The 11,468-nt window shown below is 70.7% G+C and carries 9 protein-coding genes; 5 read left to right on the plus strand and 4 right to left on the minus strand.

Annotated features, from left to right (window positions below; genetic code table 11):
- The first annotated feature begins 154 nt into the window (after positions 1 to 154).
- Positions 155 to 1,987, plus strand: a complete 1,833-nt coding sequence (gene lepA, locus DI269_RS09365; protein ID WP_112135041.1) for a translation elongation factor 4 — start codon at positions 155 to 157, stop codon at positions 1,985 to 1,987.
- Between the two features lie 67 nt (positions 1,988 to 2,054).
- On the opposite strand, the gene DI269_RS09370 is transcribed toward lepA, so the two are convergent.
- The 4 genes from DI269_RS09370 to DI269_RS09385 all read right to left on the minus strand — a co-directional run bounded on the left by DI269_RS09370 (position 2,055) and on the right by DI269_RS09385 (position 6,437).
- Entirely contained in the window at positions 2,055 to 2,765 is a 711-nt protein-coding gene (locus DI269_RS09370; RefSeq protein WP_112135044.1) for a hypothetical protein, read from the minus strand.
- A gap of 199 nt (positions 2,766 to 2,964) precedes the next feature.
- Positions 2,965 to 4,626, minus strand: coding sequence for an alkaline phosphatase D family protein (locus tag DI269_RS09375; protein ID WP_112135046.1), 1,662 nt, complete (start codon positions 4,624 to 4,626; stop codon positions 2,965 to 2,967).
- A gap of 132 nt (positions 4,627 to 4,758) precedes the next feature.
- A complete protein-coding gene (locus tag DI269_RS09380) occupies positions 4,759 to 5,613 on the minus strand; it encodes a hypothetical protein (protein ID WP_112135048.1) in 855 nt (284 codons plus the stop codon).
- Positions 5,592 to 6,437 carry an enoyl-CoA hydratase/isomerase family protein gene (locus DI269_RS09385; RefSeq protein ID WP_198667280.1) on the minus strand — a complete coding sequence of 282 codons (846 nt, stop codon included), beginning with the start codon at positions 6,435 to 6,437 and terminating at the stop codon, positions 5,592 to 5,594. The genes DI269_RS09380 and DI269_RS09385 overlap by 22 nt, the downstream gene beginning before the upstream one ends.
- Before the next feature lie 18 nt (positions 6,438 to 6,455).
- Between DI269_RS09385 and hemW the strand changes: the two genes are divergently transcribed.
- From hemW to dnaJ, 4 genes are all read left to right on the plus strand, one after another.
- Positions 6,456 to 7,673 (plus strand): radical SAM family heme chaperone HemW, encoded by a 1,218-nt coding sequence (gene hemW, locus DI269_RS09390; protein ID WP_112135050.1) that lies wholly within the window; start codon positions 6,456 to 6,458, stop codon positions 7,671 to 7,673.
- Between the two features lie 140 nt (positions 7,674 to 7,813).
- Positions 7,814 to 8,935, plus strand: a complete 1,122-nt coding sequence (locus tag DI269_RS09395) for a CapA family protein (RefSeq protein WP_112135052.1) — start codon at positions 7,814 to 7,816, stop codon at positions 8,933 to 8,935.
- A gap of 119 nt (positions 8,936 to 9,054) precedes the next feature.
- On the plus strand, positions 9,055 to 10,071 hold the full coding sequence (gene hrcA, locus DI269_RS09400) for a heat-inducible transcriptional repressor HrcA (RefSeq protein WP_112135054.1): 1,017 nt from the start codon (positions 9,055 to 9,057) through the stop codon (positions 10,069 to 10,071).
- A 15-nt stretch (positions 10,072 to 10,086) separates the two neighbouring features.
- Positions 10,087 to 11,220 (plus strand): molecular chaperone DnaJ, encoded by a 1,134-nt coding sequence (gene dnaJ, locus DI269_RS09405; RefSeq protein ID WP_112135056.1) that lies wholly within the window; start codon positions 10,087 to 10,089, stop codon positions 11,218 to 11,220.
- The last annotated feature ends 248 nt before the right edge of the window (positions 11,221 to 11,468 follow it).

An 11,468-nucleotide genomic window follows, 5' to 3' on the forward strand; every position in this document is an offset into this window, starting at 1 on the left:
CGGGCCTTTCCCTCCGGGTGGGCGGGGACACCCGGGCCCGTAAGGCAGAATTGTCAAGCCCGCCCTGAAACCGAGCCGCGACCACGATCGGCCGGTCGGCGGGGTCGGCGAAGCTTGCGAGCCGTTTTCCGCACATCCGAGAGGGAAGGTCAACGTGACCAACGCGCCAGGTTCGACCGCGCCGGAGTCGATCCGGAACTTCTGCATCATCGCGCATATCGACCACGGTAAATCCACCCTGGCCGACCGCATGCTGCAGATCACCGAGGTCGTCGACGCCCGCCAGATGCGCGCGCAGTACCTCGACCGCATGGACATCGAGCGCGAGCGCGGCATCACGGTGAAGTCCCAGGCCGTGCGCATGCCCTGGACGGCCCGCTCCGGCGCGGCCGAGGGCCAGGGCTTCGTCCTCAACATGATCGACACCCCCGGGCACGTCGACTTCACGTACGAGGTCTCCCGCTCGCTCGCCGCCTGCGAGGGCGCGATCCTCCTGGTCGACGCCGCGCAGGGCATCGAGGCGCAGACCCTCGCGAACCTGTACCTCGCGATGAACAACGACCTCACGATCATCCCGGTGCTCAACAAGATCGACCTCCCCTCGGCCGACCCCGACCGGTACGCCGAGGAGCTCGCGAACCTCATCGGGTGCGAGCCCGAGGACGTCTTCCGCGTCTCCGGCAAGACCGGTATCGGCGTGGCCGAGCTCCTCGACGCGGTCGTCGCGCAGATCCCGCCGCCGACCGGCGACGCCGACGCGCCCGCCCGCGCGATGATCTTCGACTCGGTCTACGACGTCTACCGCGGCGTCGTCACCTACATCCGCGTCATCGACGGCAAGCTCAACGCCCGCGACCGCATCCGCATGATGTCGACCCGCGCCGACCACGAGCTCCTGGAGATCGGCGTCATCAGCCCCGAGCCGGTGGTCTCCAAGGCCCTCAGCGTCGGCGAGGTTGGCTACCTGATCACCGGCGTGAAGGACGTCCGCCAGTCGAAGGTCGGCGACACCGTCACGCTCAACAAGAACCCCGCGACCGAGGCGCTGCCCGGGTACACCGAGGCCAAGCCGATGGTCTACTCCGGGCTCTACCCGATCGACGGCTCCGACTACGGGAACCTGCGCGAGGCCCTCGACAAGCTCCAGCTCAACGACGCCGCGCTCCAGTACGAGCCCGAGACGTCGGCCGCGCTCGGCTTCGGCTTCCGCGTGGGCTTCCTGGGCCTGCTGCACCTGGAGATCATCCAGGAGCGCCTGGAGCGCGAGTTCAACCTCGACCTGATCTCGACCGCGCCGAACGTGGTCTACCAGGTCGTCAAGGAGGACGGCGAGGAAGTCGAGGTCACCAACCCGTCGGAGTTCCCCGAAGGGAAGATCTACTCGATCACCGAGCCGATCGCCAAGGCCACCATCCTGACCCCGAAGGAGTACATCGGGACGGTCATGGAGCTGTGCCAGACCAAGCGCGGCGTCCAGACCGGCATGGACTACCTCTCGACCGACCGGGTCGAGATCCGGTACACGCTGCCGCTCGCGGAGATCGTCTTCGACTTCTTCGACCAGCTCAAGTCCCGCACCAAGGGCTACGCCTCGCTCGACTACGACATCGACGGCGAGCAGGAGTCCGACCTGGTGAAGGTCGACATCCTGCTCCAGGGCGAGCGCGTCGACGCGTTCGCGGCGATCGTCCACAAGGACCAGGCCTACGCCTACGGCGTCCGCCTCTCCGAGCGGCTGAAGAAGCTCATCCCGCGCCAGCAGTTCGAGGTGCCGATCCAGGCGGCGATCGGCTCGCGGATCATCGCCCGCGAGACCATCCGCGCGCTGCGCAAGGACGTCCTCGCCAAGTGCTACGGCGGCGACATCTCCCGCAAGCGCAAGCTCCTCGAGAAGCAGAAGGAGGGCAAGAAGCGCATGAAGAACATCGGCCGCGTCGAAGTCCCCCAGGAGGCGTTCATCGCCGCGCTGCGGACCGACGAGGACTAGCCCGACCACCGGACATGCTGAAGGGGCGGAACCGAAACGGTTCCGCCCCTTCAGGTTTCACGTCGCCTTACTGCTGCGGGTACCCGGGCGGGGGCGCCTGCTGCTGGCCGGGCGCCGGAGGCTGCTGCTGCGGGTACCCCGGGGCCGGGGGCTGCTGCGGGTAGCCCTGCTGCTGGGGGTACCCCTGCGGCGGCTGCTGGTACCCGCCTTGCGGGGGCGCGGCCGGCGGCTTGGGCTGGTTGCCCGGCCGCGACCGCAGGTAGTGCTCGACCTCGGGCTGGGCGAGCAGGTAGAAGCCGACGCCGACCGCGCCGAGGCGGGCCAGGCCGACGATCGCGCCGACGGCCGCGTACCAGCCCCAGCCGCCCCAGATCCCGCCGAGCGAGAACAGGCCGAGGAGGCCGAAGCCGATCCACAGCGCGAGGCGTGGGTCCTGGGCGCCGAAGACGCCCAGCTTGTCCTTGTTGACGAACCACGCGATGACGATCGACAGGCCGTGGAAGACCAGGCCCACGATCCCCGTGGCGATGGCGAAGCCGCCGAAGAACGGGATGGTCGCGATCGCGAGGACCGTCAGCAGCAGCATCAGCACCGACAGGCCGAAGTAGGCCCACAGGATCTGCGTCAGCTGGTTGACCTTCTTGGGTCGCGCCGGGTTCTCCTTGAGACCCCATTCGGTGAAGAAGTCGCCGTTCCCGCCGGGCTGCGGGGCCGGTCCCCCGGGACCGGGTGCGGCGCCGTACTGATTCGGGTCGTGCGATTGCGGCGGATACGTCATTTCGCTGCTCCGGGCAAAGAGAGGGTGTGCATTCACTGCTCACTGTAGCCTCCCGAGGCAAGCCCCGGGGACCGGCGTTTCTCCGCGAAAGCCCGCCGGATACGGCAATTCGGTGCAATCGGCGACGGTGCTGAATTGCGCGTGAATGGAGCGGGAAAGGACGGTATCGAACGACACCGTCCTTCCCCGTGCGGCGGAACTAGTTCAGGTGGTCGTCGGTGTTCTCGTCGGAGTCCGCGAACGGGCTCGTGTTCGTCGACATCGTCGAGGCGTCCACCGGGCGGTCGTACGTCTGGTGGAGCGAGCGGTCCCGGTCGGCGATCGTGTAGGACCGGCGCGTGTACACCGGCGCGTCCTGCACCGTCACCTGCGGGACGACCTGGAAGTTCACGTCCATCTGGTCGGGCTTGATCACCGTCTCCACGTACCCGCGCTGCGCGTTGCGGAACTTGATGTGCGGGTTGACGACCAGCGCCGCGTTGTCCTCCGGCACTGAGTCGACCCCGTTGCCGCCCGAGGTGATCGACGTGGCCACCAGCTCCACGCCCACCGAGTCGCCCTGCGCGTCGGGGAAGTCCGGGAGGATCTCCCCGGCCCAGTGCGTGTGCACGTCCCCGGTGAGCACCACCGGGTTCCGCACCTCCGCCTCGACCCAGCCGTCGATGATCCGCTGCCGCGAGGCCGCGTACCCGTCCCAGCCGTCCATGCTCGTGCGCAGCACGTCGGCGGCGGCGCTATTGTCGCGCTGGGTGAAGAACACCTGCTGCCCGATGACGTCCCAGCGGGCCGTCGACTCGTGGAAGCCGTCGATGAGCCACTCCTCCTGCGCCTCACCGGTGATCGTGCGCGACTCGTCCCACGCGTCGGCGCAGTTCGACTGCGTCCCGTCGCCGCACGCCTGGTCGTCGCGGTACTGCCGGGTGTCGAGCATGTGGAAGTTCGCCAGGCGCCCCCACCGGACCCGTCGGTACAGCTGCATGTCGATGCCCTCGGGCACCGAGGACCGCCGCAGCGGCATGTTCTCCCAGTACGCCTGGAACGCCGCGGCCCGCCGCACCAGGAAGTCCGCCGTGTTCGGGGTGTCCGAACCGGACTCGGGCACCTCGTCGGCCCAGTTGTTCTCGGTCTCGTGGTCGTCCCAGATGACCAGCCACGGCGCGACCAGGTGCGCGGCCTGGAGGTCCGCGTCGGCCTTGTACTGGGCGTGGCGCTGGCGGTAGGTCGCGAGCGTGACCGTCTCGGGCCCTTCGTGGTCGCGCACGTTCCCGTCGGGGGAGTTGTACACGCCGGCCTTGTACTCGTACTGGTAGTCGCCCAGGTGGAGGATCAGGTCGGGCCGCGACTCGGCCATGTGCCGGTAGGCGGTGAAGTAGCCGTGCTCGAACTGCGAGCAGGACGCGAACGACATGCGCAGCTCGCTGGGCATCGACCGGCGCGACGGGGCCGTGAGGGTCCGCCCGGTCGGGGAGGTCCACCGCCCGGTCTTGAAGCGGTAGTAGTACTCGCGGCCCGATTCGAGGCCGTCGACCTCGATGTGGACGCTGTAGCCGACCTCGGCGGCGGTCTGGGCCCGGCCGGAGGCGACGCGGCGGCGGAAGCGCTCGTCCTTGGCGACCTCCCACTTGACGTCGAAGACGCCGTTCGGCATGCCGCCGAAGCCGTCCTCCGCGAGGGGATTCACGGCCAGGCGGGTCCACAGGACCACGCCGTCGGGCTCGGGGTCGCCCGAGGCGACGCCGAGCGTGAACGGGTCGGATTCGAGGACGGGGTGGATTCGGGTCTCGGCCCAGGCGGCCGCGGGGACCGCGGTCGCCGCCGCGGCACCGGAGGACGCGAGCAGGATTCGGCGCGACATGCGCATGGTGTGGCCTCGCTTCGGGGGGAGTTGAGCGGGTTTGTGACCCACACAGCCCAGCAAGCGCGCGTGGATCGCCCGGAACGCCCGCACGTCGCGCCGATGAACCGGGGCCGAACTCTCCGGCCCCGCGACCTCTCAGACGGTGGCGAAGGTGATGATCACCGCGGCGTGGCTGTCGTTCGCGACCTCGACCGCGTCCTCGCCGTGGGACTCCGCGTCCGGCTCGACCCAGGCGTTCTCGCCTGCGGCCCAGACCATCCCGCCGTACGCGACGCTCGCGATCGCGAAGTCGTACGACCGCGCGACGGCCCACGCCGCCCGGTTCCAGCCCTCCGTCGAGTCGTCGGGGTCGATCACGACCCTATCGTCGTCCACTTCGGACACTTCGGCGCCCCACTGGTACTCGTACGCCTCCGCGAGCGCCGCCGGATCGGCCGTGACCTCCGGGGCGTTCCCCTTCACGCACCCGACGCCGCCGTCCACGCCCCCCGCGAAGACCGCGGCGATCACGGTCGCGTCGGTCTCCCACTGCTCGTACAGGTCCGGGTAGGCGCTCACCTGGACCGCCTGCGCGGCCTCGGCGAGCGTCATGTCCTCCCAGCCGTCGGTGCGGTCGAGCTTCTCGTAGAACTTGAACGAGGCGTAGACGGGGTCCAGGAGCTCCTCCTCGGTGCCCCAGCCCATGCTCGGGCGCTGCTGGAACAGCCCCAGCGAGTCGTCGTGCCCGTAGTCGACGTTCTTCAGCTCGGACTCCTGCATGGCCGTGGTGATCGCCACGGCCACCGCCCGCTCGCCGAAGCCGTCGCGCAGCCCGACCGCGGCGATGGTCGCGGCGTTCGACGCCTGCTCGGCCGTCAGGTGCGTCTCGCCGATCCCTGTCGCGAAGTAGCAGCCGGTCTGGGTGGGACGCAGGGCCTCCCGCGCGTCGTCGGTGCAGCCCGCGAGCGCGAGGACCGCGAGCAGCGAGGTCAGGGCCGGGAGTGCGCGCACAGGTGACTCCGATCAGGTCGGTCGGCGGCTGGTAAGCCTACCCAAGAAGCGGGCCGCTTCTCAATGAACGAACGGACCCCTTCGCGCCCCTCTTCGGAGAAGAAGTACTCCGCCGTAAGGGCCGCCGCTTCACGCAGCTGCCGCCGCAGATCCGGTGTGGCCGTGAGCGTCTTCACACCCGCCAGTGCGGCCGGGCCGCCGAGCTTGAGCCGCGCGGCGAGCTCGCCGACGGACTCGTCCAGGTGCTCCGGGGCGACCGCGAACGAGAACAGGCCCCACGCCTCGGCGTCGTCGCCCGTGAAGCTGTCGCCGTGGTCGGACACGAGCGCTCCGCCCGCCAGGAACAGCTCCCGGGTCCGGGCCGGACCGATGCGCCGCAGCACCACCGGCGCGATGACCGCCGGGACGACCCCGAGCCGCACCTCGCTGAACGCCATCTCGGCCTCGTCGTACCCGACCGCGAAGTCCGCGGCCGCGATGATGCCGAGGCCGCCGCCGCGCGCGGGCCCGCGCACGACCGCCACCACCGGTTTCGGGGCTTCGGCGATGTCGGCCAGCGCGTCGGCCAGATGCGCCGCGGGGAGCGCGGCCGCGCTGTGCGCCGCCGCCGACTCCTTCAGGTCCGCGCCGGCGCAGAACACCGGCCCGGCGTGGTCGATGACGATGACCCGCACGCCGCGGTCGGCGACCGCGCGGGCGAGGGCCCGCCGCAGCTCGCCGATGAGGTGCGTCGACAGGGCGTTGCGCCTGGCGGGGTCGTTGAGCGTAATGGTCGCCACTGCCTCGTGGGCGCGGTAGCCGATGGGTGCGTCGTTGCTGTCCACGCAAGTACCGTAGACAGGGTGTCCACCAGTCCCGCAACCGACATCGCCGCGGCCGCCGCCGACCCCGCAACCGGGGAGGCCGGATTCGGGTTCTACGTCCACGTCCCGTTCTGCGTCTCGCGCTGCGGCTACTGCGACTTCAACACCTACACCGCCTCCGAGCTCGGCGCGGGCGTCTCCCGCGACACCTACGCCGCGATCGTCCGCAGCGAGATCCGCGCCGCCGCCGCCCAGTTCACGCAGCGAAGCGGAGTGAACCAAGGGCACAGCGACACGCCTCCGAAGGTCGACACCGTCTTCTTCGGCGGCGGCACCCCCACGCTCCTCTCGGCCGCCGACCTCGCCTCGATCCTCGCCGAGATCGACTCCGAGTTCGGCCTTGCCGCCGGCTACGAGGCCACCACCGAGGCCAACCCCGAATCCGTCGACGCCGACTACCTCGCGCAGCTCCACGACGGCGGCTTCACCCGCGTCTCGATCGGCATGCAGTCCACCGCCTCACACGTCCTCAAGGTCCTCGACCGCGAGCACTCCCCGCAGAAGGCCCTGAACGCCGTCGCCTACGCCCACAAAGCCGGGTTCGAGCACGTCAGCCTCGACCTCATCTACGGCACCCCGGGGGAGAAGGCCGCCGACTTCGCCGACAGCCTCGCCGCCGCCGTCGACACCGGCGTCGACCACGTCTCCGCCTACGCCCTCATCGTCGAGGACGGCACCGCGCTGGCCCGCCGCATCCGCTCCGGCCAGGTGCCCCAGCCCTCCGACGACGTCGCCGCCGACCGCTACCTCGCCGCGGAAGCCGCCCTCTCCGCGGCCGGGTTCTCCTGGTACGAGGTCTCCAACTGGGCCAAGAACGATACCGCCAGGTGCCGACACAACCTCCTGTACTGGGACGGCGGCCACTGGTGGGGCGCCGGCCCCGGCGCCCACTCCCACCTGCCCGGCGTCCGCTGGTGGAACCACAAGCACCCCTCCACCTACGGCACCGCCCTCGCCCAGGACCTCCCCGTCGCCGGCCACGAGCTCCTCACCCCCGAAGACCGCTATCTCGAACGGGTGCTCCTGCTCACCCGCCTCGCCAGCGGCCTCCCGCTCGCCGAACTGCGCCCCGAAGGCCGGGCCGCCGCCGAACGCGTTGCCGCCGAAGGACTCGCCGAACTCCACGACGACCGCCTCGTCCTCACACTCCGCGGTCGACTCCTCGCCGACGCCGTGGTGAGAGACCTCACCGCCTGACGACGCGCAAGCGACCGCCCCGTAGATTTGACCCGTCGCCGCGAGCCGGTCCCCAGTCGGCCCCGCCGGCGCGGGCCGCGCCGACCCCCGGCATCCCAGGCCCCGACCCCTGCATCCTCGACACCGGAGCCCGACCACCCATGCGCACACCTTCCCCCGCCGCCTCCCGCCGCGGCGTCCTCGCCGCCTCCTTCGCCGGCCTCGCCCTCGCCGCGTGCTCCAAGGAAGAGCCCCAGGCAGAGGACGACGGCGGCGCCGGCGCCGCCGAGGAGACCCCGTCGGAGTCCCCCTCGCCCGAACCGCCCCGCGAGATCACCATCACGCACGTCGGCGACACCATGCCCGGGTCCTACCCGAACCAGATGGCCTCCGACGACGGCGCCAGCTTCTTCGACGGCGTCAAGGACGCCCTCGCCGGCGACGTGGTCATCGCCAATATGGAAGGCGCCCTGTCGACCCTCGACTTCGACAAGTGCGGCGGCGGCGAGTGCACCTACTTCCGCCTCCCCGCCGAATACGCCGAAGTCTTCGCCGGCGCCGGCTTCCACGTCCTCAACCAGGCCAACAACCACGGCTGGGACGCCGGACCCGACGGCGCCACCGAGACCCAGGAGGCCGTCCGCGCCGCCGGCATGGAGATCTGCGGCATCAAGGACGAGGTCGCCCTCGTCGAGACCGCGAGCGGCCTCACCGTCGGCCTCGTCGGCTTCGCGCCCTACACCTTCTACACCGACAACCGCGACCTCGACGCCGTCGCCGCCCTCGTCGCCTCCGCGAAGGAGCAGGCCGACATCGTCGTCGCCACCGCCCACCTCGGCGCCGAGGGCACCGACCACCGCCACGTCCCCGAAGGCGTCGAGAACTACCTCGGCGAGGACCGCGGCGACACCCGCGCCTTCGCCCACACCTGCATCGACAGCGGCGCCGACCTCGTCTTCGGCCACGGCCCCCACGTCCTGCGCGGCATGGAGGTCTACAACGGCAAGCTCATCGCCTACTCCCTCGGGAACTTCGGCGGCGGCCAGAACCTCTTCAGCATGGACGGCCCCCTCGGCCGCTCCGCCATCCTCTCGGTCACCATCCGCGAGGACGGCACCATCGTCGCCGCCAAGGCCCAGGCCAGCATCATGGACGGCGACGGCTACCCGACCCTCGACGAGGACAACGGCGCGTTCGACGACCTCAACGAACTCGCCGACGACTTCGGCGACAACGGGGTGACCGTCGCCGACGACGGCGCGCTCATCATCCCGGGCGTCTGACCCCACACGTACACTGGCACTCCTGGACAGGGAGTGCCAAACTTGAGTCCGGCAGACTGAGCTTCGGCCCGGTCCGCCGGACCACCGGGCGGCATCGAGACCGAGAGGACGTGGCGGCGATGGACGATCGCAAGCTCGAAGTGCTTCGCGCCATCGTCGAGGACTACGTCTCGACCCAGGAGCCCGTCGGCTCCAAGGCCGTCGCCCAGCGGCACGCCCTCGGCGTCTCCGCCGCCACCGTCCGCAACGACATGGCCTACCTCGAAGAGGCCGGCTACATCCAGCAGCCCCACACCTCCGCCGGGCGCATCCCCACCGCCAAGGGCTACCGCCTCTTCGTCGACCGCCTCGGCAAGATCAAACCCCTCTCGGCCGCCGAGCGCCGCGCCGTGCACCGCTTCCTCTCCGAGGCCATCGACCTCGACGACGTCGTCACCCGCACCGTGCGCCTCCTCGCCCAGCTCACCCACCAGGTCGCGGTCGTCCAGTACCCGAGCCTCAACCGCTCCTCCGTGCGCCACCTCGAACTCGTCTCGCTCACCCCCACCCGGCTCATGCTCGTCATGATCACCGACACCGGACGCGTCGAGCAGCGCTACGTCGAGACGCCCGCCGAACTCACCGAGGAGGACGTCCTCGACCTGCGGCGCCTCGTCAACGAGCAGCTCCAGGGCAAGGCCCTCGCCGACGCCCCCCGCATCATCGGCGGCCTCGCCGGACTCGCCCGCCCCGAACTGCGCGCCACCGCCTCCGCGCTGGCGCGCGTGCTCCTGGAGTCCGTCGTCGCCCGCACCGAGGAGCGCGTCGCCGTCGCCGGCGCCGCCAACCTCACCCGCAACGGGAACTTCTTCGCCGGGTCGCTCCGGCCCATCCTCGAAGCCCTCGAAGAGGAGGTCGTGCTCATGCAGCTGCTGGGCCGCGCCGACTCGAACGCGCTCCTGACGGTGCGCATCGGCGACGAGAACGAGGTCGCCGACTTCCGCGAGGCCACCGTCGTCACCGCCGGGTACGGGCCCGGCTCCGTCGTCGGGCACATGGGCGTGCTCGGGCCGACCCGCATGGACTACCCGGGCACGATCGCGGCAGTCCGCGCCGTCGCCCGGTACGTATCCGAGATTTTGGAACAGAACCGCTGACAGGACAGAGCGCACGTGGCTAAGGACTACTACGGCATTCTCGGCGTCGAACGAAACGCCACCGAGGACGAACTGAAGAAGGCGTACCGGAAGCTGGCGCGCAAGTACCACCCCGACGTCAGCGACGAACCCGACGCGCAGGAGCGCCTCCAGGAGATCAACGCCGCCTTCGAGGTCCTCATGGACCCCCAGAAGCGGGCCGTCGTCGACGCGGGCGGCGACCCGTACGCGCGCGGCGCCTCCGGCGGCGCGGGCGCGCCGTTCATGGGCTTCGAGGACATCATGGACGCCTTCTTCGGCGGCTCCATGGGCGGTTTCGGCCGCCGCGGCCCGCGCTCGCGCACCCGGCCCGGCAACGACGCCCTCCTGCGCCTGGACCTCGACCTCGAAGAGGTCGCGTTCGGCACCGAGTCGACCCTGACCGTGGACACCGCGATCCTCTGCGACGCCTGCAACGGCTCCTGCACTGAGGGCTCCACCGAGCCCACGACGTGCTCCACCTGCGGCGGCTCCGGCGAGGTCCAGGTCGTGCAGCGCACGATCCTCGGCCAGGTCCGCACCGCGCGCCCCTGCTCGGCGTGCTCGGGCTACGGCACGATCATCACCGACCCGTGCCGCAAGTGCGGCGGCGAGGGCCGCGTGCGCTCGCGCCGGCGCATCACCGTGAAGGTCCCCGCGGGCGTCGAGGACGGCATGCGCATCCGCCTCTCCGGCGAAGGCGAGGTCGGCCCCGGCGGCGGCCCCGCCGGCGACCTGTACGTCGAGGTCCACGAGAAGCCCCACGAGGTCTTCACCCGCGACGGCTCCGACCTGCGCTGCCGCGTCCGCGTCCCCATGACTCAGGCCGCCCTCGGCACCAAGCTCAACATCCACACCCTCGACGACCAGGTCGAGGTCGAACTCGCTCCCGGCACGCAGCCGGGCACCATCAAGAAGGTCCGCGGCCACGGCGTCCCCAAGCTCCGCGGCGGCGGCGCCCGCGGCGACCTCTACGTCGAACTCGACGTCCGCACCCCGAGCAAGCTCGACGCCGAGCAGGAGGAGCTCCTGCGCAAGCTCGCGACCCTGCGCGACGAGGAGATCAAAGAGGTCAAAGGCGGCTCGGGTTTTTTTAGCCGTATGAGGGACGCATTCAACGGACACGCGTAGCGGGGTAGTTGAACAGGTAGCGCAGCACGGACACGCGTAGCGGAGAAGTTGAACGAGTCGTGCAGCACGGACACGCGTAGCGCGGGCGGAGCCCCTCCGAAAGCGAGGCTCCACTACACTCCGGGGCCGTGATCAGCCTCGACCCCGGAACCCTCCTGTTCCTCCTCCTCGCCCTCGCCGCGGGCGCCGTCGTCCTCGTCGTCGTCCTGCGCCGCCGCGCCACCGCCCCGGGCGGCCCGCGCCTCGAC

Source organism: Glycomyces dulcitolivorans (assembly GCF_003265355.1).
GTDB lineage: Bacteria > Actinomycetota > Actinomycetes > Mycobacteriales > Micromonosporaceae > Glycomyces > Glycomyces dulcitolivorans.

Bases quoted from the DNA above. Each gene is read 5' to 3' on its own strand.
- DI269_RS09370 (WP_112135044.1), bottom strand. From the start codon at position 2,765: ATGACGTATCCGCCGCAATCGCACGACCCGAATCAGTACGGCGCCGCA.
- hrcA (WP_112135054.1), top strand. From the start codon at position 9,055: ATGGACGATCGCAAGCTCGAAGTGCTTCGCGCCATCGTCGAGGACTAC.
- DI269_RS09395 (WP_112135052.1), top strand. From the start codon at position 7,814: ATGCGCACACCTTCCCCCGCCGCCTCCCGCCGCGGCGTCCTCGCCGCC.
- DI269_RS09375 (WP_112135046.1), bottom strand. From the start codon at position 4,626: ATGCGCATGTCGCGCCGAATCCTGCTCGCGTCCTCCGGTGCCGCGGCG.